This window comes from Flavobacterium aquidurense, from assembly GCF_001404985.1.
In the GTDB taxonomy this organism is placed as follows: domain Bacteria; phylum Bacteroidota; class Bacteroidia; order Flavobacteriales; family Flavobacteriaceae; genus Flavobacterium; species Flavobacterium aquidurense_B.
Genome location: NZ_JRLF01000012.1, coordinates 297,784 through 323,191 on the forward strand (window position 1 = coordinate 297,784; position 25,408 = coordinate 323,191).

General features: G+C 33.0%; 17 protein-coding genes and 1 pseudogene. 10 read left to right on the plus strand and 8 right to left on the minus strand.

The genetic code is table 11. The features are described from left to right. Window positions 1–127: 127 nt before the first annotated feature. The gene (locus RC62_RS13145; protein WP_055095857.1) at window positions 128–1,729 is read left to right on the plus strand and encodes a Na+/H+ antiporter; all 1,602 of its coding nucleotides are present in this window, start codon (window positions 128–130) and stop codon (window positions 1,727–1,729) included. A gap of 39 nt (window positions 1,730–1,768) precedes the next feature. After that, window positions 1,769–2,227 carry an RNA methyltransferase gene (locus tag RC62_RS13150; protein ID WP_055095859.1) on the plus strand — a complete coding sequence of 153 codons (459 nt, stop codon included), beginning with the start codon at window positions 1,769–1,771 and terminating at the stop codon, window positions 2,225–2,227. Between the two features lie 281 nt (window positions 2,228–2,508). Here the strand turns inward: RC62_RS13150 and RC62_RS13155 are convergent, their stop codons facing one another. Beyond that, window positions 2,509–3,753 (minus strand): McrC family protein, encoded by a 1,245-nt coding sequence (locus tag RC62_RS13155; protein ID WP_055095861.1) that lies wholly within the window; start codon window positions 3,751–3,753, stop codon window positions 2,509–2,511. After that, window positions 3,746–5,710, minus strand: coding sequence for an McrB family protein (locus tag RC62_RS13160; protein ID WP_055095864.1), 1,965 nt, complete (start codon window positions 5,708–5,710; stop codon window positions 3,746–3,748). Before RC62_RS13160 ends, RC62_RS13155 begins: the two co-directional genes overlap by 8 nt. Before the next feature lie 342 nt (window positions 5,711–6,052). Here RC62_RS13160 and RC62_RS13165 point away from each other — a divergent pair, with 342 nt between their 5' ends. Genes RC62_RS13165 through RC62_RS13180 form a run of 4 tightly spaced genes read left to right on the plus strand, consistent with a single transcriptional unit; the run spans window position 6,053 to window position 12,942 of the window. Beyond that, the gene (locus RC62_RS13165) at window positions 6,053–9,013 is read left to right on the plus strand and encodes a type I restriction endonuclease subunit R (protein WP_055095866.1); all 2,961 of its coding nucleotides are present in this window, start codon (window positions 6,053–6,055) and stop codon (window positions 9,011–9,013) included. Next, complete coding sequence (locus RC62_RS13170; RefSeq protein ID WP_167343860.1) at window positions 9,006–10,235, plus strand: restriction endonuclease subunit S; 1,230 nt, start codon at window positions 9,006–9,008, stop codon at window positions 10,233–10,235. The genes RC62_RS13165 and RC62_RS13170 overlap by 8 nt, the downstream gene beginning before the upstream one ends. 16 nt (window positions 10,236–10,251) lie before the next feature. After that, on the plus strand, window positions 10,252–11,310 hold the full coding sequence (locus tag RC62_RS13175) for an AAA family ATPase (RefSeq protein ID WP_055095870.1): 1,059 nt from the start codon (window positions 10,252–10,254) through the stop codon (window positions 11,308–11,310). Between the two features lie 9 nt (window positions 11,311–11,319). After that, a complete protein-coding gene (locus tag RC62_RS13180) occupies window positions 11,320–12,942 on the plus strand; it encodes a type I restriction-modification system subunit M (RefSeq protein WP_055095873.1) in 1,623 nt (540 codons plus the stop codon). A gap of 161 nt (window positions 12,943–13,103) precedes the next feature. Here RC62_RS13180 and RC62_RS13185 read toward each other — a convergent pair whose 3' ends face one another. After that, entirely contained in the window at window positions 13,104–13,505 is a 402-nt protein-coding gene (locus RC62_RS13185; RefSeq protein WP_157472511.1) for a hypothetical protein, read from the minus strand. 611 nt (window positions 13,506–14,116) lie between these two features. Here RC62_RS13185 and RC62_RS13190 point away from each other — a divergent pair. From RC62_RS13190 to RC62_RS13205, 4 genes are all read left to right on the plus strand, one after another. Continuing rightward, window positions 14,117–15,571, plus strand: coding sequence for a glycosyltransferase family 2 protein (locus tag RC62_RS13190; RefSeq protein ID WP_055095877.1), 1,455 nt, complete (start codon window positions 14,117–14,119; stop codon window positions 15,569–15,571). 475 nt (window positions 15,572–16,046) lie between these two features. Then, window positions 16,047–16,643, plus strand: a complete 597-nt coding sequence (locus tag RC62_RS13195) for a TetR/AcrR family transcriptional regulator (RefSeq protein ID WP_055095878.1) — start codon at window positions 16,047–16,049, stop codon at window positions 16,641–16,643. A gap of 6 nt (window positions 16,644–16,649) precedes the next feature. Then, window positions 16,650–16,877, plus strand: a complete 228-nt coding sequence (locus tag RC62_RS13200; protein WP_055095883.1) for a hypothetical protein — start codon at window positions 16,650–16,652, stop codon at window positions 16,875–16,877. 19 nt (window positions 16,878–16,896) lie between these two features. Then, window positions 16,897–18,153: an MFS transporter gene (locus RC62_RS13205; RefSeq protein ID WP_055095884.1), complete on the plus strand. Its 1,257-nt coding sequence runs from the start codon at window positions 16,897–16,899 to the stop codon at window positions 18,151–18,153. 220 nt (window positions 18,154–18,373) lie between these two features. Here RC62_RS13205 and RC62_RS13210 read toward each other — a convergent pair whose 3' ends face one another. From RC62_RS13210 to RC62_RS13230, 5 genes and pseudogenes are all read right to left on the minus strand, one after another. After that, window positions 18,374–19,432: a hypothetical protein gene (locus tag RC62_RS13210; RefSeq protein WP_055095886.1), complete on the minus strand. Its 1,059-nt coding sequence runs from the start codon at window positions 19,430–19,432 to the stop codon at window positions 18,374–18,376. A gap of 407 nt (window positions 19,433–19,839) precedes the next feature. Beyond that, a complete protein-coding gene (locus tag RC62_RS13215; protein ID WP_055095888.1) occupies window positions 19,840–20,868 on the minus strand; it encodes a hypothetical protein in 1,029 nt (342 codons plus the stop codon). Continuing rightward, window positions 20,859–22,085, minus strand: a complete 1,227-nt coding sequence (locus RC62_RS13220; RefSeq protein ID WP_055095890.1) for a hypothetical protein — start codon at window positions 22,083–22,085, stop codon at window positions 20,859–20,861. The genes RC62_RS13215 and RC62_RS13220 overlap by 10 nt, the downstream gene beginning before the upstream one ends. A 152-nt stretch (window positions 22,086–22,237) precedes the next feature. Further along, window positions 22,238–24,197, minus strand: a pseudogene (gene nagB / locus RC62_RS13225) (glucosamine-6-phosphate deaminase). Window positions 24,198–24,490: 293 nt separating this feature from the next. Further along, window positions 24,491–25,405 carry a DMT family transporter gene (locus RC62_RS13230; RefSeq protein WP_209435106.1) on the minus strand — a complete coding sequence of 305 codons (915 nt, stop codon included), beginning with the start codon at window positions 25,403–25,405 and terminating at the stop codon, window positions 24,491–24,493. Between the last annotated feature and the right edge of the window lie 3 nt (window positions 25,406–25,408).

The following is a 25,408-nucleotide window of genomic DNA, read 5'->3' on the forward strand; positions in this document are numbered from 1 at the left end:
TTAAAAGAGATTTTGATCGTTTGAGTAATTGCATGGCAAAAAAAGAACCCATAGAATCAAAGTCACAACAAAGATTTAAAAATATTATATTCGTACACTAATACCAGAATTACCAAATAATCAGAAAATGGAAAACATTACCGTTATTATCATGTTACTATTTGGAGTAGCATTTTTAAGTCTTATCAGTAAAAAATACAATTTTCCAATCCCTATTGTGCTGGTGCTTTGCGGTGTAGTTATTAGTATTATTCCGGGGCTTCCGGTTATTGCCCTAAGTCCTGAAGTGGTGTTTATTGTGTTTTTACCGCCACTTTTATATCACGCTGCGTGGTACACAAGCTGGTCTGATTTTAAGCAAACCATTCGTCCTATTACTTTGGCGGCTGTAGGTTTGGTACTTTTTACTACTGTTGCCGTAGCTTTTGCAGCACATATGTTAATAGATGATATCTCCTGGCCGTTAGCTTTTTTATTGGGTGCGATCGTTTCGCCTCCTGATGCAGTTTCAGCTACTTCTATAACAAAAGGTTTAGGTTTACACCCACGATTAATTGCCATTCTCGAAGGCGAAAGTCTGGTAAACGATGCCAGCGGTCTGGTAGCGTATAAATATGCTTTAACAGCTATTACCGCAGGAAACTTTGTGCTGTGGCAAGCGGGGCTTAACTTTGTTATCATGTCGGTTTTAGGAATCGCGATTGGTTTAGGCGTAGGATATATCATGAGTTTTATTCATAAAAAGTTTGTTTGCGATGAAGTTATCGAAGCAACCTTAACTTTATTAACACCTTTTGCATCTTATCTAATTGCGGAGCATTTTGAATCTTCGGGAGTTTTGGCGGTAGTGGCAACGGGACTTTTTCTTTCGGCAAGATCAGGAACAATTTTCACTCACGAAAGCCGAATCATGACAGGAACAATCTGGAGTGTTTTAACGAATATCCTAAACGGCTTAATCTTTATCTTAATCGGATTGCAGTTGCGCCAAATCATGTTGGGAATTGGGGATTATTCCGGTTGGTCATTGTTTATTTGGGGCGCTTCGGTAAGTCTGGTTGTGATTTTGGTGCGCTTTTTATGGGTGATTCCGGCGACATTATTACCGCGAGTAATCAGTAAAAAAATCCGTTTGCAGGAAGAATTCGATTTCCGGAACATGATTGTTTTCGGCTGGTCCGGAATGCGTGGCGTGGTTTCGATGGCGGCGGCATTGGCGCTTCCGCTAATGATGAACAAAACAGAAGTTTTCCCGTTACGAAACCTCATCATTTATCTGGTATTTTGTGTGATCCTTTCCACTTTGGTTATTCAGGGATTGACATTACCATGGCTGATCAAAAAACTAAAAATAGAAAAATATTCGATTCTTGCTGAAGAATACGAGATCCGAAACATTATCGTTTCGCAAACTATTACCCATATCGAAGATAATTTCTCGTTACTCAACGATGACTTGCTGCACAACATAAAAAGCAAATACGAAGTAAAATTCAATCGCCTCCAAAAAACGGAACTCCCAGCCAATTTCTTCGGAAAAGGGAAATTAATGGGGGGCGAAATCTTCAACGATTTTACTAAAATACAAATTGATTTACTAAATGTGGAACGTAATAAGCTGGAATCGATGCATAAGTCAGGTTCTGTAAATGAGGAGATTTTCAGAAAGATTGAAAAGGAACTGGATTTGGAAGAGACGAGGTTGTGGATGGAAATGTATGAGGAATAAAAAATTGACTTATGTACTTACAGTTTGTACTTTTGCGGTATGAATGATAACTTTATAAATGAATATTTTGGAATAGGAATTCAAAATGGTAAAACGCCTGAGAATCTGGGTGTTTTGTGGCGATCTGCTCAAAATTTAGGTGCTACTTTTATCTTTACCATAGGCAATCGATATGCTAAACAGGCCTGTGATACGCATGATGCGGTAAAAGCAATTCCGTATTTTCATTATGATACTTTTGAAGCTTTTTTTGAAAACCTACCTAAAGGAGCCCGATTGGTTGGAGTTGAATTAGATGAAAAAGCTGTTGATTTAGAAACCTTTGAACATCCAAGACGTTGTGTTTATCTATTGGGAGCAGAAGATCACGGCTTATCTCATAAAGTAATGGCTAAGTGCCATCATTTAGTAAAATTTAAATCAGAAAAAAGTTTAAATGTGGCGGTGGCAGGAACTATTATTATGTATGATAGGAATTTAGCTAAACCGAGGTCTTAAGAATTAAGTTTTGGTTTTAAAATAGAATTGAACAAAGGTTTTAAAATAGAAAACTGAACTCCCAGACAATTTCTAAAATCTAATGGGCGGCGAGATCTTCAACAATTTTACTAAAATACAAATGATTTACTGAATGTGAAACGTAATAAGTTAGAATCGATGCATAAATCCGGTTCTATCAATGAAGAGATTTTTAGAAAAAATTGAGAAGGAACTGGATTTGGGAGACGAGGTTGTGGATGGAGATGTATGAGGAGTAGTTTTTTAAATAATTGATAATCTTATTTTGGACTGATAAACCAATCTATTATCTCATTACCTATGTTTTGATTTAATGTTTTTTGATCATCTTCAAAGATTGAAATTTTTCCCAATCCACATTCATGCTGTTCAATTTTTTCTTCATTGTATATTGTATGTTTATGGATATGATGATCTTGAAATTTTATAAAGCCATCAAATTTAGTTTCATTAGATGGATATAGAAGTATAGCTTTTGTTGATTTCCAATAATCATTATATACATACATTTGTCTTAAATCATGTGTTGAAGGTTGGCTATAAGAAATGTTTTTCCATTTTGTGTCGATAATAAATTTATGTAATCCATTTTCTATAACAATATCCGGTCGGATTGAAATGCCATTCCAAAATTGTGTAGATTGCTGACCATAAACAGTTACTTCTCTATCTGATTGTTTTAATCTGGCTAAAATATATTCTTCCCATAAATTATTCATATCGAATAATAAGGCTAACATGTTTTCTGAGCCACTAGAAATATTTGGAGCAAAATTTAATATAATGAATTTTGAAATTGCCAATGCAGTTTCATAAGGAGCTGTTTTTCTGGTTTTAGGAATTTTTGAAAATGTGGCTTCAGTAACTGAAATGTTTTTTAGTTCAGGAAAATCTAGTTGTACCGTTTTACACTTGGAATATAAGTAGTTGCCTTTAGTACATTTTTCTATAATATCTAAAGCTTTAGAAAGTATTTGATGAACAAGATGATCTTTGTCGTAAACTTGATGAGTGGTGTAAAATCGCTCTTTATGAACTAAATTTTTGCTAATATGTGCAGCAAATTCAAGTTTTCCTTTTAGTGCTTTGACGTTACGAGTTTCTTTATAATATTCTTTTATTAATCCTTGATGAATTAAGCTTTGAACTTCATTTAAGAACCACTCAAAATAAAGGTCTAACAAATGAATATTTTGTCTGTTTACATTTGCTTGATCTACTTTTTGTACTTTCAATTTTTTGGTAATGCGAAGCATTTCTATTAAAGCTTTTTGCCATAATGCTTCATCGCCATTGTGATTATCTATTTTAGGAAGAATTTCAATTGTTAAGCCATCAACTTGAATTACACCGACATACTGTTTGAATTTTATACCATTATGACGTATACAAAAATACTTGTCGTTATGGAATGCATTTAATTTGGACAAAGCCATAAAATGACGTTGTCCAAAATCGCCTTCAATAGCTAGAAAGCTGTGTTCAAAAACTTGAATATTAGGCATTAATCTTTTGTTCTTCTTTTATTTTTAATAAAATTTTTATTGCTCTGATAATATCAAAATCTTCATTTATAGTTTTAAACCTTAGAAGATTTCCGTTTTCCGGATAATTTTTAGTAGGAAATAATGCAAAAATTTTACTATCATATTTTTCTGTTTCATCAAAAAATCCAGTTCCTATAATCATTCCAATTTTTTCATAATCACCAAAAAAATATTCCTGAAGTAATGGTATAACACAGTTTTTGAAAACTTGTTTTAGTCCTTCAATATCATCTTCTTTAAGTTTAATAAAATAAGAATGTCCGATAGTATGATCTCTATCTAATAGAATTTCAACTCTTTTGTTAATAGTTTCCAATAATATGTCCAATGCGATACCACCTACAAGTTTGCCTTCTAATAACTTTGGTTCTGGCATTACTTCAGTAAATGAAAAACGCCTTCTTAACGCAGTATCCAATGCTTCTATGCTTCGGTCGGCAGTATTCATTGTTCCTATTAGGTAAAGATTATTTGGAATGCTAAACTTTTCATTTTTAGAATAAGGGAGGTTCAAAAAAATCTGTTCATCTTCTCCGTGACGCTTATCTGTTTCTAATAAAGTTATTAATTCTCCAAAAATAGCAGAAACGTTTCCTCTGTTGATTTCATCAATAATTAACACGTAATTTTTACTGTTTTCTTTTTTTCCTTTAACTAATGCATATTCTTTAACTAAATAATTTAGGATCTCTCTAATGTAAGTAGGGTTATATAATCTTTCATAATCATTAGTATCAAATGCAATTCGCATATTATTAATATTAACGGGATACCAAGGATTATCTTTAGTTGTATTTTGTGGTTGAACATAAAACACACCGGTTCCTCTGTATATTACTAAAAAAGAATTGTTAGCATATTTAATTGTAAGTGCTGGTTTTCCATCTAATTCAGATATGTCATGTTTCAATTTTTCTATAACTTCATCAAAGTTACCATTCTTAACACTAGCCTTTTGACAGATTTGTTTGAAGATACCATCTTCAACTTCATACTCAACTTGATTGTTTATTGTTTTTGGTTTTATACCTTCTACAAAATCCTCGTAACTCATACTTTGATGAAAAGTGGTAAAGACAATTTGTCCTGATTCAAACAAAGTTTCATATTCTTTAACTATTTCTTTTCTTTTTTTTTCGTCATCCCAGGATATATCAAAAATAAAATCTGGATTAGCAATTTTTACAGCCAACTCTTTCGTCGCATATGTTTTTCCTGTTCCAGGTGGACCATATAAAATTTGATTTAAAGAATTGTCATTTTTAGAATCAATACTATTCTTTGTTTCTGCTTCACTCATTTCATTTGATGTAATATTAACTCCCTCTTTAAAATGGACCATTGTTTGCCATGGATAGGCAATTAGATCCATAGGATTATCAACTTTAATGTGCTCTTTGTAATATTGTGCTATATTATGGCTGTCTTTATACCAGTTTCCGGTGAATTTAGGTGAAGGTTCATCTACATGCTTTTTTAAATAATAAAATAATTCACCCAAATTATTCTTATTAACTATTGTCGATAATAATTTTGGTTGCAACCCTGCTATTAACCTATAAGTTGATGCTCTTCTGTGTAGAGTTGTATGTCTCCTTATAATTTTTTCTATTGATTCATAAATATCATATAGTGGTTCATCCTGACTAATTGCAATTTTTTTTAGTAATGGAGCTATTTCGTGCCAATTATTCTTAATTCTGGTTTTTTCATCATTTGTAAAGTATCCTTGCTGTAATGAAGAGACACATTGATTTCTGCTTTTCTCAAAAAACTCTCTAAAAGTATCTTCATCCCAATCTTCCCATTTCTCTTTGTTCTTTGCTTCTTCAATAAATTTGGGAACGTATTTTTTATATGAGTTTACCCAGTTTGTCCAAACAACTATGTCTTGTATTACTTCGTTTAATTTCATTAAATTTATAAATTTAGTTCAGTAAATGATTATTTCAAATTACTAAGTTTCTATTGTTTTCGTGTATACCATTTCTTTCTCAGTCTAAAGCAAAAATCTTATTATTTTAACAAACATACAGAAAGGATTTAATATTGAGGTATGGAAAACCGTAATGGATAGTAATAAATAAATTATTATTAAAGAAAAAGAGAAATAGTTAATTTCTTTTAAGTAATGTGATTTAATATATGTTTGATTTTTAATAAAAAGTACAGCATTGATACTATCTATTCTCTAATTATTTCGTTACTTTTGGCAGATTAATGAATAATTTATATCTATTTCATTTCTCTACATTAAATGACTAAAGAAAATCATATCGAAGAAGGCTTAATTAATAAGCTATCTGATCTCAAATACACTATTAGACCTGATATTAGAGATAGAAATACACTTGAACTTAATTTTCGTGCGAAATTTGAGTCTTTAAATCGTGTGCACTTAACAGATGCTGAATTTTATCGTTTAAGGGATGAAATTGTAAATGCAGATGTGTTTACTTCTTCAAAATTACTTCGTGAGCGCAATACTTTTCAGCGCGAAGATGGAACGCCTTTGCAATATACATTAGTTAATATTAAAGATTGGTGTAAAAACGAATTTGAAGTCATTAATCAGTTGCGTGTAAACACAGAAAATAGTAATCATCGTTTTGATGTAATTCTGTTGATTAATGGAATTCCTGTGGTGCAAATTGAGCTTAAAACTCTGGAAATTAGTCCGCGTAAAGCAATGCAGCAAATTGTAGATTATAAAACAGAGCCAGGCAATGGTTATACAAATTCGTTGTTATGTTTTATGCAGCTTTTTATTGTTAGTAACCGAAGTAATACCTATTATTTCGCAAACAATCGGAACCAACACTTTAGCTTTAATGCTGATGAGCAGTTCTTGCCAATTTATCAATTAGCAGATGAAAAAAACAGTAAGATTACTCTTTTAGATTCTTTTGCTGATAAGTTTCTTACCAAGTGTACGCTTGGCGAGATGATTAGTAAATACATGGTATTGGTTGAAAGCGAACAGCGAATATTGGTGATGCGCCCTTATCAAATTTATGCTGTCAAAGCTATTGTAGACTGTATTCACGAAAACCGTGGAAACGGCTATATATGGCACACTACCGGAAGTGGAAAAACACTAACTTCATTCAAAGCATCAACTTTATTAAAAGATAATTCAGATGTTGAGAAATGTTTATTTGTAGTCGATCGAAAAGACCTGGACAGACAAACTCGTGAGGAGTTTAATAAATTTCAAGAAGGAAGCGTTGAAGAAAATACTAATACAGAAACTCTTGTTAGAAGAATGCTTTCTGATGATTATGCAGATAAAGTAATTGTAACTACAATACAAAAACTGGGTTTAGCATTAGACGGAACCAATAAGAAAAACTATAAAGAACGTTTAGAACCGCTTAGTAAAAAGCGAGTAGTTTTTATTTTTGATGAATGTCATCGTTCTCAATTTGGGGATAATCATAAAGCTATTAAAGAGTTTTTTCCTAACGCTCAATTGTTTGGTTTTACTGGTACACCAATTTTTGAGCGTAATGCGACTTATAAAAAAATTAATGGACAAGAAGCATCTTATAAAACAACAGAGGATATTTTTGAAAAGCAATTGCATGCTTATACAATAACCCATGCGATTGAGGATAAAAATGTATTACGTTTTCATATTGATTATTATAAACCTGAAGGTGTTGTTACTTTAGGTAGCTCAATGCATCGATTGGCTGTGATTGAAGCTATTCTAAATAAGCATGATGCAGCAACTAATAGCCGACGATTCAATGCCGTTTTGGCTACATCTTCTATTAATGAAGCTATTGAATATTATAAACTTTTAAAAGAAAGACAGCAAAGTCGTTTAGAAAAAGATGATGCTTTTTTACCTTTAAACATTGCTTGTGTATTTTCTCCACCTGCAGAGGGTAATAAAGATATTCAACAGATTCAGGAAGATTTAGAACAAGAAAAAGCGGATAACCAACAAAATCCTGAAGAAAAGAAAAAAGCACTTAATGTAATTCTTGCGGATTATAATAAACAATATAATACGAATCATACTATTAGTGAATTTGACTTATATTATCAGGATATACAAAGACGTATTAAAGATCAAAAATATAGTAATACTGATTATCCACATGAAAATAAAATAGACATTGTTATTGTGGTAGACATGTTGCTTACCGGATTTGATTCTAAATATCTTAATACATTATATGTAGATAAAAACTTGAGATATCACGGATTAATACAAGCTTTTTCCAGAACAAACCGTGTATTAAACGACACAAAACCTTATGGTAATATTTTAGATTTTCGCCAACAAAATGATGCTGTAAATGATGCTATTGCATTGTTTTCTGGCGAAGATACAGGAAAAGCTAAAGAAATTTGGTTAGTTGATCCTGCACCAGCTGTCATTGTGAAATATGAAAAAGCAGTTAATGATTTGAATACATTTATGACATCATATGGATTAACATGTAAACCAGAAGAAGTAAATAACTTAAAAGGAGATCAGGCTCGTGTAGAATTTATTAATCGATTTAAAGAAATCCAACGTTTAAAAACACAATTGGATCAATATACCGATATAACTTTAGATCAAACTAAGAAAATAGAAACACTATTACCACAAGATGACTTGAGATCGTTTAAAGGGATGTATCTAGAGACTGCTAAACGATTGAAAGCAAAAGAAGAAAAGCTTGGTGATACCGCAACTCCTGATTTACAACAATTAGATTTTGAATTTGTCTTGTTTGCTTCTGCTGTTATTGATTATGATTATATCATGAGTTTAATTGCTAATTATACTCAAAATAAAACGTCAAAGCATACAATGTCGCGTGAACAGCTGATTAGTTTACTTTGTTCTAGTGCTAATTTAATGCAGGAACGAGATGATATAGTGGCTTATATTAATAGTTTAGAAGTAAACAAAGCCTTAAATGAAAAAGAAATAAAAGAAGGATATACTTTTTTTAAAGCCGATAAAAATACAAAAGAGCTTATTGCTATTGCCGATAAACATGGATTAGCAGCTGCTCCATTACAACAATTTGTAGAAGGAATTATGAATCGAATGATTTTTGATGGTGAACAACTAAGTGATTTAATGGAACCGTTAGATTTAGGGTGGAAAGCTCGAACGCAAAAAGAATTAGCTTTCATGGAAGATTTAGTGCCACAATTAAAAAAATTAGCCCAAGGGCATGAAATATCTGGATTATCAGCATATGAATAAGAATACTAAAAATTTAGTTCCCAAATTGCGTTTCCCTGAATTTGTAAATGATGGAAATTGGAAGGAAAAAATATTAGGAGATGTTACAAAAAATTTTTCTAATAGAAATAAAAAAGGCATTAAATTACCAATTTATTCAATTAATAATAAGAAAGGTTTTGTTCCTCAAAACGAGCAATTTGAGGGAATGAACAGTAGTGATAGAGGATATGACATTTCATTGTATAAAATTATTGAGAGAAATACTTTTGCATACAACCCAGCTAGAATTGATGTTGGTTCTATAGGGTTTAGTGGAGAATTACATAATATAATTATAAGTTCTTTATATGTGTGCTTTACAGTATCAGAGGAGGTTAATAATAATTTTCTATTACATTTCTTTGATACTTTTTATTTTACTAAAGCAGTGAGGAATAGTGTTGAGGGAGGAATTAGAAATTATTTGTTTTATGAAAATTTTTCTAAAATTAGTGTTTATTTTCCAAACAAAAATGAACAAAAAAAAATTGCAAATTTTTTATCATCATTAGATAAAGTGATAGCTTCACAAAATGATAGATTAGAAGAAATAAAGGCTCATAAAAAAGGGTTAATACAAAATCTTTTCTCAACAGAAGTTAAAACCGAACCAAAGTACAGGTTTTCTGAATTTAAAAAAAATGGAGAGTGGGATTTTAAAAATGGAAATATTTTATTTGAACCTATTTCTAATAAAAATCACAATTCTGATTTATCAATTTTAGCGGTTACTCAAGAACATGGTGCTATACCTAGGGAAAAAATAAATTACAATGTTGTCGTCACTGACAAAAGTGTAGAAAGCTATAAGATTGTTGAAATTGGCGATTTTATTATTAGTTTAAGGTCATTTCAAGGCGGTATAGAGTATTCAAATTATAAAGGAATTTGTAGTCCCGCCTATATTATACTTCGAAAAAAAAATAATAAAGACAATGATGAGTTTTATAAACATTATTTTAAATCAGAATTTTTTATTCGTGATTTAAACAGAAATATTGAAGGTATTAGAGATGGGAAAATGGTAAGTTATAATCAATTTTCTGAAATTTTGATACCTAATCCAGAACCCGATGAACAAAAAAAAATAGCTGAATGTCTTTCATCACTAGACAATAAAATTGAAGCAGAAAGTAAAAAACTTGATGCATTAATAGATCAAAAAAAAGGGTTGTTGCAGGGATTATTTCCTAAAATATAATGATTAATAAAATACAATGAATTTATTAGATATAGCCCAGCAATTAAAAGAAGCAAAAGAAAATATTATTTTGATGTACGCTTTTAATGCTACAGGCAAAACACGTTTGTCTGTCGCTTATAAGGATTATACTAAAGCTGAAAATGATGGTAAGCATACAGGTGTTTACTATAATGCATTTAGTGAAGATCTATTTGTGTGGGATAATAACGAAGAAGCAGATAATGCAAATATCAAACTTGATGTTACATTTAGCAGCTTAAATCAATTTCATTCGTTTCTTGATGTAAAAGATATTGAAGAAAAATTAGCAATGTATCATCCAAAATACAAATTTGATTTTAATCTTTTTGATAATACAGAAAAAGGAATTGAGTCCATCACTTTTTTCATGGATGAAGACAATAAAAAACCAATAAAGATTTCAAGAGGTGAAGAAAGAATGTTTGTTTGGTGCTTTTTCTTAGCATTATTAGAAGTTGATGGTTTTGCAAACTTTCAAGATGCCCACTTTTTCATTGACGATCCTGTATCAAGTTTAGATGATCATAATATTTTTATAACCGCGGAGTCTATATTTAATTTAATTGAAAGTCATTACCTTAAGAAAAGAATAATTGTAACAACTCACCATATTGGGTTGTTTTCCATTCTTTCTGATCGTTTAACAAGAGGTGAAAAAAGTGGTCGATATAGAGAACTTACAAATCAATTTATTTTAGGAAAAGAAGAAAATAAATTTGTTTTAAAAAGTCTTAAGAAGGATGTTTTTTTGTTTCATCTTCATTTAATGCAAACGTTGTATAGTGCAATTAAGACGGAATTATATGCTTTTCATTTTGTCTTATTAAGACAGTTACTTGAAAATATTTCTTCTTTTTTAGGAACTGGTAAAATTGGATTTACTTTAGTTCAAATTGGGATAGAAAATGTTGAAGAGGTTGGAAATATTATAAATTCTTTATCTCATAAAAATGCTTACCAAATGCAGTATAATAAAATGACACCTGTAGAAGAAGATATTTTTAAAGATGTTTTTCAAAAAATACAAGTCAAATATAATTTTAGTTTTTAAATATAAGCAATGACAATAAAAGAACAAAAACAATTAGGAATAACCCTTTGGAATATAGCAGACCAATTAAGAGGTTCGATGAATGCAGATGATTTTCGTGATTATATGCTGTCGTTTCTCTTTTTAAGGTATTTGTCGGACAACTATGAAACTGCTGCTAAAAAAGAATTAGGGTCTGATTATCCTGAAATAAAAAAAGATAATAAAAATACGCCTTTATCTCTATGGTATCAAATTAATGAAACTGATGTTTTTGCCTTTGAAAAACAAATGCGTAGAAAAGTGCATTATGTTATTGAACCTAATTATTTGTGGAGCAGTATAGCCGAAATGGCAAGAACACAAAATGAAGAATTATTACATACACTAGAAAAAGGCTTCAAATATATTGAAAATGAATCTTTTGCTAGTACATTTCAAGGTCTGTTTTCAGAAATCAATTTAAGTTCTGAAAAGTTAGGAAAAACCTATTCTGAACGAAATAAAAAGCTTTGTGCTATTATTCAAAAAATATCAGAAGGTATCGCACAATTTTCTACAGATAGTGATATTTTGGGTGATGCCTATGAGTATCTAATTGGTCAATTTGCAGCGGGTTCAGGAAAAAAAGCAGGCGAATTTTATACTCCCCAACAAGTATCAAGTATACTTTCTGAAATAGTAACTTTAGACAGTCAGGATCCAAGTACTGGTAAAAAGAAAATCCTTGATAAAGTATTTGATTTTGCTTGTGGTTCTGGTTCATTATTGCTTAATGTACGTAATAGAATGGGCAATAATGGTATTGGAAAAATTTACGGGCAAGAACAAAATATTACCACATACAACTTAGCCAGAATGAACATGCTCTTGCATGGTGTAAAAGATACAGAGTTTGAAATACACCATGGAGATTCGTTATTAAATGATTGGGATATTTTAAATGAAATGAATCCCGCTAAGAAAATGGAATTTGATGCTATAGTGGCTAATCCGCCTTTTAGTTTACGTTGGGTGCCTAATGATTCACTAGCAGAAGATTTTCGTTTTAAGAGTTATGGAATGGCTCCAAAGTCAGCTGCCGATTTTGCATTCTTATTACACGGTTTTCATTTCTTGAGCAAAGAAGGTACTATGGCAATTATTTTACCTCATGGAGTTTTATTTAGAGGTGGAGCAGAAGAGCGTATTCGTACTAAGTTATTAAAAGATCATCATATTGACACTATCATAGGTTTGCCAAGTAATTTGTTCTTTTCAACAGGTATTCCAGTTTGTATTATTGTTTTAAAAAAATGTAAAAAGTTTGATGATGTACTTTTTATAAATGCTAGTGAACATTACGAAAAAGGAAAACGTCAAAATAGGCTTAGAGATGGCGAGGATAGTGAAATAAATGATATTCAAAAAATTGTTGAAACCTACCAATATCGAACAGAACAAGAGCGATATTCTCGTAGAGTTTCAATGGATGAAATTGAGAAAAATGGATTTAATCTAAATATTTCTAGATATGTTAGTACTTCAATTGATGAAGTAAAAATTGATTTGCTAGAAGTAAATAAAAAATTAGTTGATATTAATATAGAAATAAAAGTAGCGACAGAAAAACATAATAAGTTTCTTGAAGAATTGGGCTTACCTCCAATATAAAAATCTGGAAGGTAATATTTAAAACTGGTTTTTTTTAATATTAAAATATTTCTATTCTAAAGTATTGTAACGAGAGTAAAATTTATATTTTACTCTCGTTTTATCATTTATAATAATTATGAGAAGCTATCAAAAAATATTCGTTAATTAGATGTAGATTTCTAAAATCTATAATTTTCTCCTACAAGATGATGGAGTTTAGAAATTAAGTATTTTAATTTCATAAGAATATTTAAGTCCATATCAAGTGGTTTGCCATATGAAAAGTACACTTCTAAAGCTCTTAAGGGGAACTCTAAACTAAAATTTCCTTTTGTATTCTTTAAGTGATTTTCTAATTCGGTTTTTATACTACCTTGTAAATAATTCGTTTGGATTCCTAAATTTTTAGCAATATATTCTTCATGACTTGATGGGATATCAAAATTAGATATAATGAAAATAGCTAATTCTTCGTAAGCATCAAAAATAAGATTGTCTTCAGGAATGGAAAACATTTGCTGCCTTAATAATGGTTTAATTGTCGATATTGACAAAGCTACTATATCATGTATTTCATACATAATCTTATTTTTTAAGTTTATTTTTTATAGTTAAAAGTTAAAGTAAATATAAGAAAAAAGCTATAATATAAAAGTGCTATTATTTTAAATTTATATAGTTTTAAAAAATATTCCTAATGAATCCATAATCCCTAGCCCTGATAGAAGCGGTATCCTTTTTCTTGCTCCTTTAGCAAGGAAAAGATACAAGCGGATAGCAGGAAATAGCTCCAAAAAAAGAAATTCCAATATTTCAAAAATTCCAAATTCTAAATTGCTTCGTTTGTTTTCTATCCATCAAGTCTAAAATTCTCAAAAAAACTTCAACGACAATAATAAACCCCAAAAACCGTTTTTACTAAACTTCGTCACATTCAAAGACACCAAAACGGCAACCCAAAAAACCTCCAAACCCCAACAAAAACTGTATACTGTATCCTAAAAACGTATAATAATTACACACATCAAAAACACTCAAAATACCTAAACAACTCAAAACCAGTAAAAACTGATAATGGCACAACACTTGCAAAATGGGATAAAGTAAATTCCTTACTGATAAATGAAAATAAAGAATCAGTAGGAAAGCAAATTAAATAAAAGCCATACAAAGCAATCAAAAGTAGTGTCATATGAAAAGTGAAACCTTAACAACAGAACAATTTTATACCTCGAAATCAGATCTTAATAACGAACAAGCCTTAAACAGTTCCATTTTTCGTATTAGCAATGACCATGTAACATCAAAAAAAGTAAGCGAGCGCACCAAAAGTAAATTTGGGTTATTTGTTCTCGTAAGTACCTTTATCTTAATGTTTGTTGGAGCTTATTCTGTATATTATTTGCAGGACGATTTTGATCAGTTTCAGATCGATAGAATGAACTCTTCCTGGGGATTACCGTTTTTGATAGTTGCAGGAATTTTGTTTTTCTTTCAGACAGGGGTTTTCCTGTATAATGCTTACTTATATATAAAATACAAGCCTATCGAATCCGTTTCGGATGAAATGTTGCCAACAGTTACCGTAATTGTTCCTGCTTATAATGAAGGTAAACTGGTTTGGGATACTTTATTGAGTTTGGCCGAGAGTGATTTCCCGGCACACAAATTAGAAATATTAGCCGTTGATGACGGAAGTAAAGATGATACCTGGTACTGGATGCAACAGGCCAAAATAAAATTAGGAGATCGTTTAACGATTTTTCAACAACCGGCAAATGCAGGAAAACGTCACGCCTTATACCGTGGATTTGAATTAGGAAAAGGAGAAATCTTTGTAACGGTAGATAGTGATTCGATCGTGAAAAAAGATACTTTACGTAACCTAGTGAGCCCGTTTGTAGTAGACGAAAAATGTGGAGCAGTTGCAGGAAACGTTCATGTTTTGAACAGTAAAAAAGCAATTTTGCCAAAAATGCTGAATGTAAGTTTTGTAATGAGTTTTGAATTCATGCGTTCGGCAGAAAGTAAATTGGGTTCAGTTCTTTGTACACCGGGAGCAGCAGCAGCATATCGTAAAACAGCAGTTTTTGCTTGTCTTGACGAATGGATCAACCAGACTTTTATGGGACAGCCATCAGACATTGGTGAAGATCGCGCCATGACCAATATGATCCTGAAACAAGGTCAGCATGTATTGTTTCAAAGAAATGCTTATGTATTGACAAATGTACCGGAAGAATACACAGGTTTGTACAAAATGTTTATAAGATGGAGCAGAAGTAATGTACGTGAAAACATCGCAATGGCAAAATACGTTTTTACAGATTTTAGAAAAGAATCTAAATTTGGTGCCCGACTTTTATGGTTAAACCAGGCTACAAAAATTGTTATGGCGTATCCGTTTATGCTTTTTATGTTCTTTTTTATCATTATGCATCCATTATTGTTTTTAAGTTCAACACTTTTAGGGATCTTAATCGTATCCAGTTTTCCGGTTTTATTTTATGCTAAAAGATATAATTTGTCTGATTCGCTTTGGGCATATTCATACAGTGTTTTTTACACCTTTAGCTTATTCTGGATTACACCTTATGCTATCGTTACTGCCAACAAAAGAGGTTGGCTGACACGCGGTTTAGCATAAATAAAATAGTAGAAGTAGATTAGAAATAGAAATTAGATTTGTTTTAAAACTCCTGTTCATTTTGAGCAGGAGTTTTTTTTTATTTACTATTTTTTTAGGAGCTAATCCCTTACCCAAGCCTGAAAGTGCGAACTGGCGAAGCAATTCGTTCCAATCTTTTGGCTCCCGGAGCCTCGGGACCGGCACAAAAGGATTTCCTTCCGAAGCCTCGGAACTATCGGGGCTAGGGCACTCATTTTCATAATACGATTTTCGTCTAGTTTGTCATCCTGAGGAACGAAGGATCACACTCGTAACTCGACAAAGATTGGCGACATTGTTTGCAGAATTTCTTGTGTGATCTCTCCCTTCGGTCGAGATGACAAGATTACCGTGATATTTATTGTCGTGTTTATTCATAAAATAAATTACAAAAAAATAATTAATAAAAGAATGTTCATTCATTTATTATTTTATCTTTGTCAAAAAAAATATAATGAGAATACGTGATGTAGATAAAGAGAAGCTGGTTATTACCAATGCAATTGATCAAATCGTACGCGACGGATTTCAGGGTTTCAGCATGAATAAACTGGCTAAGGCATGTTCAATTTCTGTTGGAACGTTATATATATACTACAAAGACAAAGATGATTTAATACAAAAAATAGGAGCAGTGATTGCTCTTAAGTTTTTTACCGGTACAGTAAAAGATTTTTCGCCCGAAATGTCGTTTGAAGAAGGATTATGGAAGCAATGGGAAAACCGCGCGGCGTTTACCATGAAATACCCGAAGGAAGTTGCTTTTTTTGAGATCGTCAAACATTCGCCTCATTCAGACATCATTCTCGATTCTATTCAGGAGTTTGCAGATTTTAGAAAGATTATGAAGGAGTTTATCGATAACGGACTACGTAATAAAGAACTGGTCCCTATGACATTTGAAGCTTTTTGGTCTGTTGCCTACGGACCTTTGTACACGCTGTTGAACTTGCATACTGAGGGTAAGAGTATGGGAGGGAAGCCATTTAAACTTACCAAAGAAATTATGAAAGAAGCTTTTAGCCGAACCATAAAAGCTTTAACACCATGAAAAATTATGGAAACAGAATTAAACTCAATACACGTTTTTAAAACAAATATTAAGAATATTGATCCGGCTTGCGAAATGCGTAAAACGCTGGACGACCATTCTGATATAAAACACTGGAGTATCGATCATGAAGATGTCGATTGTGTACTTCGCGTCGTTTCGGATGTCTTGAAACCCGAAACAATTATTGGTATGATCAACCAATTTGGTCACGAATGCCAAGAATTAAATTAATAAAAAAGAACCAGTTTATATGGAAAAAACAATAGGGGAAAGCCCCGCTTTTACATCTCACCAAAAAATCATTATTGCTATCCTGGCACTTTTACAGTTTACTGTAATACTTGATTTTATGGTAATTTCTCCGTTAGGAGATATCTTAATGAAAACCCTTGATATGACAACGTCAAACTTTGGGTTTGCCGTTTCTGCTTATGCTTTTAGTGCCGGAATATCGGGATTGCTGGCAGCAGGTTTTGCAGACCGATTTGACCGAAAAAAATTGCTCATCTTCTTTTATACAGGATTTATCATAGGCACGGTTTTCTGTGCACTTTCATCCAGTTATATTATGTTGCTGACTGCCAGAATCGTTACTGGACTTTTTGGTGGCGTGATTGGTTCTGTTTCATTGGCAATCGTGACCGATTTATTCGTCATTCATCAAAGAGGACGTGTTATGGGATTCATACAAATGGCTTTTGCGACAAGTCAGATTTTAGGCATTCCTGTTGGTTTGTATTTTGCCAATCATTGGGGATGGCATTCCGCTTTTATTATGATTGCTGCCCTGGGAGTATTGATTCTTATTGCAATTATCACCCAAATGCAGCCTATTACCAAACATTTAGAAGTACAATCAGATAAAAGTCCATTTCTGCACCTTTGGCATACCATAAGCAACAAACAATATCAGATAGGTTTTGCTTCGATTGCATTTCTGTCTGTAGGAGGTTTTATGTTACAGCCTTTCGGAAGTGCTTTTTTGGTCAATAATATTAAAATAAGCCAGTTAGAATTGCCAATGGTATTTTTCTTTACCGGACTTTCAGTACTTTTTATTATGCCATTGATCGGGAAACTGAGTGATAAAGTCAGTAAATTTAAATTGTTTGCCGCAGGATCTTTAATTTCTGTGATTATGATTTTAATTTATACCAACCTGAATCCTATTCCGTTATGGGAAATCGTAGTCATTAATATGATTCTATTTATGGGAATCATGAGCAGAATGATTCCGGCAACTACCCTAAATACAGCAATTCCGGGATTAGAAGATCGTGGTGCTTATATGTCGATATCTTCGTCTTTACAGCAAATTGCAGGCGGAATCGCCGCAGTCTGCGCCGGATTTATCGTGCATCAAAAAACGAAATCTTCCCCACTGGAAAACTATGATGTACTAGGATATGTAATTGCTGTAATAACCGCTTTTACTGTGTTCTTAATATGGAGAGTAAATCAGCTGGCGAAAAAGAGAGAACTTGCTGCGAAAGAAATATCAGCATAATCGAATCCTTTTTTTAATATAAAGACTGCCTGAAAGGGCAGTCTTTTTTTTTGATTTATTATTATAATTATCCACAATCTTGTCATTTCGAAGAATTAGAAATCATACTAGAAATTCTGCAAAAAAATCGCCAATCTTTGTCGAGTTACGAGTGTGATTTCTCCTCCGTCGAAATGACAAAAAAGAAGATCATCGGGTTCTTTTGCAAGTTTTCTCAATTTTAAATAACAAAAACGGGTTCAGTACCATCTAGTTCTAAACACACAGAATCAAAATCCTGCGCTTCTGCCATTCTGCTACCAACAGTTTTAAGAAAATCAGCAGCATTATCTATGTAAAGTAATATTCTTTTAGGTTCCTTTTTAATTCCAAAAGGTAAACTAACCTGAATATTCTCTTTTAATTCAATCGAAATGTTATGCGGTTCTAATTTACCCAGCAAGGCAAATTTTACAAGTTCATTGCTTTTTTCATAATCACCTTCGAACTTTTGTATGGTATTTATTGAATCAAGACGTATTTCGAGAGTATCGAAAAGGCCATAACGAATTACAATTTTTTGTGACAAAAGAAGATGGCTTCTAAAAAAAATCGCTTTTAAATGTCCAATCAGGTTAATGAGTAAATAAATATGAAGCACCAGAATAACGATGGCAATAATTCTATTTTGTGAAATTAGATAAGCATGCAACGCAATCGCTTCAAAAACCGAAGCTAACATTAAACCGATATAAAGTGCACTGACGCCACTTTCGCGATAGCCCGAAAAATTGTTTTGATTTGTTTTATTTCGGTTCCATTTTATAAAACAATAATAGAAAGAACAAACCTCAAACGAGATCATTTTTCCCAGTTTTTTAAACGGGATAGATTTTTTTAAAGAATCTGAAATAATAGAATACTCATCTTGCTCCATATTATCTTTTTGTTTTACGGCTTTTCTAAAGTTTCGTATAAATTGAAAAGCTTTCCATACTAAGAAAATCAGAAACGCAATGTTTAAAAAGATTTTATATTGAAAAATAACCTGAAAGAAGTTATTTTCCATTTCGAATACATAAGGAGTAATCTTGAAAACAGAATAAAAAATAAACCAAAAAGTAAATTCAGTTTGTTTTTTATTTGTGAGATAATATAAAGCCGGAGTTACGATCAAAAATAGAGCCGTGAAGACTGATAATAAAGTCCAATTATTTTTGATATGAGTATTAAAACTAACTAATGCGATTGCGATTTCAATTGCAATAAAAATAATTAAGTAGCTGTGTTTTTTTAGCATAAAGTTTCTAAGAGGTATTGAAATATACTCCCTAAAATTAGAAATTTAAAAATGAATTGTTGAGTTTTTATGTTAGTTTTTCCGTTCAATAAAAATCTGCATTATTGTTATTTCTACAGAGGAGAGATCATCGTAAATAACTCTACATTGGCGATTTTGATTGCGGAGCTTTTATGGAGATTTCTCATTCTTCGAAATGAGAAAAATGGGGTTAAAAGTTTCAATCCAAAATAAAAAAATCCGTTTAAATCCGCGTTTTCGCTTTAGCGAATCCGTATGATCTGCGTGAAACAGACAAAGTACTTCACGAATACAAAAAGAATAATCCCTGAATATGTGCTAAAAACAATAAAGGGAATAGCTGTTAGACTATTCCCTTTATTATTGAATTACCGGAATTAATTGGATTAATCCTGTTCAGCAATCGTAGCTTTATTAAGTTTAAGAACCCTGATCTTTTTATTTGTATTATCAGATAAAAATAAACGGTCGTTAAGTTGTGCAACACTTACAATGCTTCCAAAAGGATTTGCTCCCAAAACGTCAGAAACATTTAAACTTGACGTAAAGTTGCGCGCCATAAACTGAGCTTTAGGATATATGCGTAAATAATTGACATTTCCCACATTTTCTGATGTAACCGCCCAATCCTTACTAAAAGAAACCGCAATAGGTTTTGCATCAAAAGCAGATACAACCGGTTTTAATGGTTCAGTAAGAGAAGCTGCCGCATTGGCCTTAATACCCGCAATATCATAATACAAATAGCTTTTTGCATCACGTCCTGCTACAACCAGATTTCCGGCTTCGACATCCAGGGCATAAACCTGATCAAAACCATTTAAAGTATTTAGCTTCGCAATAGGTTTTAGGTTCCATTCGCTGGTTTCGGTAATTTGAGAAGTTTCAAAAACTTTTATAGACGTTTCTTTTTCTTTCACGAATACCAATCCGTCTTTTACCACAACCCCAAAAACGTGTACAAAAGTTTGCCACCATTGTCCGTTACCAACAGTGCTGATTCCGGCATTTGTGTTTTCGTCAATAACAAAAAGTCTTGATTCACGACTTCCTATATAAATCCTGCCATTATCGACAGCAACAGAAGTAATTTCGCTTAAAGCAATTGTAGTGGTTCCTTTTTTATATTCGGTAATCGTTTTGATATGAGCCAGGGTTACAGCATTAAAAACTTCCAGTACATCACCATTAGCCACATATAATTTTTCGTTCGCGATCGTGATTCCTTTAGGATCCAGAGTTCCGGTTCCGTTGCCAATTTGCGCAGCCGTTATCGATGCTTCATCTGTTGGATATAAATAATCGTAAGTAGTAGGATTACTTTCTGAAGAGTCTTTGCTGCAATTGGTAAACAGACAAAGTAATAATAATAAAAACGGTATTTTGCTCATGATAGTTTTGTAGGTTATTTCCATTTTCCTTCTTCTTTATATTTTACTAAAAATGGATTTTTGGGATTGATAGTAAATACAGGTTTTTTATACGTGCCTGTTAAATATCCCGTTTTTGAGTATCCTTTTAATATATCAGGATCCGTAAAAGGAAGATCATTTAAATGAATCAGGTATTTATAAAAGTTGGTTAACATTTCCTGCTGACCGCCGCCTTCGCCGCTATTGGCTAAATTACTACTGTGATTATAACCACTATGATGTGAATATTCATGCGACCAAACCGACATTTCGCCAACCCAGTGTCCGGTTACATAGCTGGATTCCCATTGTGAAGCCAGAGGACCGCCTCCCCAGGCAGAATCTCCGCCAACCATTGCCATATTCAAATTTCGGCTGTCGATATAAGTATTATAAGCCTGATCGATTTGCGCTTTGGTAAAATAATCATAAACCCCGTCTTTATCATCAGCGTTTCCGTGCCAGTTTAAGGCACCGTTTACTGCAGTTCCTGCTGCGGCGGCCTGTTCTCTTTTGTACAAGTCAAAATTCATGAAAGTATCATAATATATAGGATGACTTATAGCATAAGAGAAATTGATAATCATGGTAATCGCTTCTTTAGCCAAAACAGGGTTCATAGGCAAATATTTTCCATATTCGTTTTTATGGTACTGATCGCTAAACTGAACCAATCTCGCCGATTTTATTTTTTTGAATTTGGCAAATAAAGGATCTGTTGATTCTACAGAAAATTCAATCGCTCCGCTAGAAAAACCGTCAATTTTATCGATAGTAACTGTTTTTCCGTTTTCCAGCATATAATCATGTTTTCCTTCTACTAAAGGAAGCTGATGAAAAGAACGGTGAAAAGCAGGAACTTTAGAAAACTCATAAATTAAAAAACGCTTGTCGTAGTTGGCTAATTTTGCATAGACTTTTACATCACTAAGCCCAACAGGAGAATAAAGAGAAACCTGTACAGAATCTTTTCCTTTCTGGAGGATTTGCATCGGTTGGTTTACGCGAAACCAGCGATCTTTATTGTCATACATTCTTGAGGGACTTTCATCGTCCTCAAACATCGTCATTGGTTTATTTTCTGCCGGTAAATTCGTAGCATCAATAATAGCCAGATAATCTGGTTTGTAACCGTCTCCTTTTGAGTCGTCATCACTGCAGCCAACAATTACGCTGGCGAGAATAACAAAAGGGAATACATAAGAAAGGATTTTTTTCATAGGTTTTGTAAGTAAAATTTGGGGTTTGTTTGTGAAAGCGCAAAACTATCAATATCATTATTAAAAACAAGTGTATTGACAAGAATTTGCTGTTTTAATTTGTTGTAAAAGTAAGTTTTTTTAGATTTTTTTATTGTAAAAATATTTTTATTCTAGTAATCAAAACGTTTAAAGGCTTCGATTGCTTCGTATTCTGCCAATCCTAAATCATCGTATAAAATGGCGGTATTTTTGTTACGGTCTTCGGCTCTCACCCAGAATTCCCTGGAGTCATTTCCCTGAAACATTACCCTGTCTTTTTGGGACTGGTGGTATAAAATTGCGTGACGTTTCAAGAGTACTTCTGATGGGGAAAGCGGAACGGCCATATCAATTTCGTGAATGTCCCATTCATGCCATGCTCCTCTGTACAGCCATAACCAGCAATCATCCATGTATTTCTCCGGTTTTAATTGTTTCATGGCAGCAAAAATCGCATTCAGGCAAACTTCGTGCGTTCCGTGCGGATCTGCCAGATCTCCTGCTGCAAAAACCTGATGTGGTTTTATTTTGGCAATAATATCCTTTACAATGGCAATATCTTCAGCGCCTAACGGGTTTTTCTTAACCTGTCCGGTTTCATAAAACGGAAGGTCCAAAAAGTGGGTATTCTCATCTTTCAGTCCAATATATCTTGTCGCTGCATAAGATTCCCTTCTTCTTATCAGTCCTTTTAGTTTTCTCACTTCAAGAGAATCAATCTGGTTTTCTGATTTGTTATTCAAAAATTCAATTACCGATGCAAAGTTGATTTGTGTTGCAGCGTCGCCAACAAAATCCTTTGCTACCTCAGCAAATTTTAATGCCTCGTCGTCTGTAACGGCTATATTTCCGGAGGTTTGATATACAACATGTACATCATGGCCCTGTTTTATCAATTTTGAAAAAGTTCCTCCCATAGAAATCACATCATCATCAGGATGCGGACTAAATAGGATCACTCGTTTTTTTGCAGGATTGGCTCTTTCGGGACGATGCGAATCATCTGTATTGGGTTTTCCAATCATCTGTATTGGGTTTTCCACCCGGCCATCCTGTGATGGTATGCTGCAGTACATTGAACATGTTGATGTTCAGGTCATAAGCAGAACCTTCCTGCGCCAAAAGATCAGACATTCCGTTGTTGTTGTAATCTCTGTCTGTTAATTTTAAGATCGACTGTTTTGTTTTTTGGCACAACCAAACAATCGCTTTGCTTTTTAATTCCTGTGTCCAGATGCATTCTCCTACCAACCACGGTGTTTTAAAACGTGTTAATTCTGATGCTGCAGACTGGTCCAATACAAAGGTTGCATTGGCATGATTTTGTAAAAATGTAGCCGGAACTTCTGAACTGATATCCCCCTGAATGGTTCTCTTGATGATATCGGCTTTGTTCTGTCCCCAAGCCATAAGTACGATTCTCTTGGATCTCATAATGGTAGAAACCCCCATGGTAATCGCTCTTTTAGGAACGTTATCGATACCATTAAAATCTGATGATGCGTCTACTCTTGTAATGTGGTCCAGTGTAATGATTCGGGTTCCTGAATTCACGTGTGATCCCGGTTCGTTGAAACCTACGTGTCCGGTACGGCCAATTCCCAGTAACTGAAAATCAAGTCCACCGGCGTTTTTAATATTCATTTCATAGTCGATGCAATATTGGTTGAGTTCCTCAATGGCAACGGTTCCGTCGGGAACATTCACGTTCTCGGGCTTGATGTCGATATGGTTAAAAAGGTGCTGGTGCATGAAATAATGATAGCTCTGATTGTTCTCCCTGCTCATTGGATAATATTCATCCAGATTAAAAGTGACCACATTGCTAAAACTAAGGCCTTCTTCTTTGTGCATTCTCACTAATTCCTCATAAACTTTTATAGGAGAAGAACCTGTGGCTAAACCCAATACGCAAGATTTTCCTTTCTCTTGTTTAGATCTAATTAATTGCGCGATTTCCTGCGCTACAATTACTGAAGCTTCTGCTGAATTTTTGAAGATTTCATTGTGGATTTTCTCAAATCTGGTCTCTTCAAATTTTCCCGCGCTTTTATAGCTGATATCAGGTTTTATTTCTAAATCAGTTTCCATTTTATTCATTTTATTTGGTTAAATTATTTTATTACTATTGATGTTTTAATGCATATTCTCAACAATTATCAGAATGGAGAATTGAATGATTTTGTTTCTCACAGATTTGGCAGATTGCTTCGCCTGTTCACTATCGTTCGAGTGAGCAGATTTAATTAAAATTAATTTGCGAATATCTGCTTAAATCATTTTAAATCTGCGTGAAAAATGTTTTAGCTGCTCTCGATAACTATCAGATTAAAGGATCAAATAGATTTAAAAATGAAATCTGCGAGAGAGAATTTATGCTCACTTCATGTTTTTATTTTTTTATCAGAAGAAAGCGTGGCATACAATCCAATTATAACAAATACAACCCCAAAAAGGGTGTATAAAGTTAGAGGTTCGTTTACCATAAAATAGGCAATTATAAATCCGAAAATCGGACATAAAAAAAGCCAGTACGAAGCTTTGATCGGATTGATTTTTAATAGGTACAGCCAAAACTGAACTGCACCAATAGAAACCGCAATTGCCAGCCAGGAAGTCGAAAACCAGAAATTGGTGTCGAAAATATTTTTATCAGATTCATACGTTAAAAATAAAACCGGAAGCAGAAACACAGCCCCAATAATGGTTTGCCACCCATTTATGGTAAGAATATGCAGTCCGTTCCAGTTTTGTTTAGAGTAATAAATCGTTCCTACTGAATATGCAATCATACTTGTAACTAAAATAAGTATGCCGCCTGGGGTTGCAAAACTGCTTTGTAATAAAGGATAAGCCGCCAGAAATACACCTGTAAAACAAAGAATCAAACTAAGAATGTTTTTGAATCTGATTTTGTGCGATAACCAAATAGCCGAGATCAAAACAATAAAAACAGGATTAGTCGCTACAGCCAGACTCCCCAAACCGGCAGATACTTTTTGCATGGCAATGACATACAATCCCAAATAAAAAGTAATATTGAACAAACCGTAAATACTGATCTGAACCCATTCTTTTTTTTGTGGAAAACGTTTTGCCATCACGATATGTGAAAGAATAAGCATAATGCTCCCGGCTATCATAAACCTGAAAATAGAAATCACAAAAGGTTGCGCGGCATGTAACCCAATTTTGGTTGCTGTTGAAGCAGAAGCCCATAAAAAAGCAAACAATATTCCGGCAATAATGATTTTAAATTCTTTGATTTTAGTAGTAATCGGGAGCATTTTTTCTTTCATCTT

Excerpts from the sequence above, each read along its gene's own strand:
- RC62_RS13145 (WP_055095857.1), top strand. The coding sequence starts at position 128 with ATGGAAAACATTACCGTTATTATCATGTTACTATTTGGAGTAGCATTT.
- RC62_RS13150 (WP_055095859.1), top strand. The coding sequence starts at position 1,769 with ATGAATGATAACTTTATAAATGAATATTTTGGAATAGGAATTCAAAAT.
- RC62_RS13155 (WP_055095861.1), bottom strand. The coding sequence starts at position 3,753 with ATGCCTAATATTCAAGTTTTTGAACACAGCTTTCTAGCTATTGAAGGC.
- RC62_RS13160 (WP_055095864.1), bottom strand. The coding sequence starts at position 5,710 with ATGAAATTAAACGAAGTAATACAAGACATAGTTGTTTGGACAAACTGG.
- RC62_RS13165 (WP_055095866.1), top strand. The coding sequence starts at position 6,053 with ATGACTAAAGAAAATCATATCGAAGAAGGCTTAATTAATAAGCTATCT.
- RC62_RS13170 (WP_167343860.1), top strand. The coding sequence starts at position 9,006 with ATGAATAAGAATACTAAAAATTTAGTTCCCAAATTGCGTTTCCCTGAA.
- RC62_RS13175 (WP_055095870.1), top strand. The coding sequence starts at position 10,252 with ATGAATTTATTAGATATAGCCCAGCAATTAAAAGAAGCAAAAGAAAAT.
- RC62_RS13180 (WP_055095873.1), top strand. The coding sequence starts at position 11,320 with ATGACAATAAAAGAACAAAAACAATTAGGAATAACCCTTTGGAATATA.
- RC62_RS13185 (WP_157472511.1), bottom strand. The coding sequence starts at position 13,505 with ATGTATGAAATACATGATATAGTAGCTTTGTCAATATCGACAATTAAA.
- RC62_RS13190 (WP_055095877.1), top strand. The coding sequence starts at position 14,117 with ATGAAAAGTGAAACCTTAACAACAGAACAATTTTATACCTCGAAATCA.
- RC62_RS13195 (WP_055095878.1), top strand. The coding sequence starts at position 16,047 with ATGAGAATACGTGATGTAGATAAAGAGAAGCTGGTTATTACCAATGCA.
- RC62_RS13200 (WP_055095883.1), top strand. The coding sequence starts at position 16,650 with ATGGAAACAGAATTAAACTCAATACACGTTTTTAAAACAAATATTAAG.
- RC62_RS13205 (WP_055095884.1), top strand. The coding sequence starts at position 16,897 with ATGGAAAAAACAATAGGGGAAAGCCCCGCTTTTACATCTCACCAAAAA.
- RC62_RS13210 (WP_055095886.1), bottom strand. The coding sequence starts at position 19,432 with ATGCTAAAAAAACACAGCTACTTAATTATTTTTATTGCAATTGAAATC.
- RC62_RS13215 (WP_055095888.1), bottom strand. The coding sequence starts at position 20,868 with ATGGAAATAACCTACAAAACTATCATGAGCAAAATACCGTTTTTATTA.
- RC62_RS13220 (WP_055095890.1), bottom strand. The coding sequence starts at position 22,085 with ATGAAAAAAATCCTTTCTTATGTATTCCCTTTTGTTATTCTCGCCAGC.
- RC62_RS13230 (WP_209435106.1), bottom strand. The coding sequence starts at position 25,405 with ATGAAAGAAAAAATGCTCCCGATTACTACTAAAATCAAAGAATTTAAA.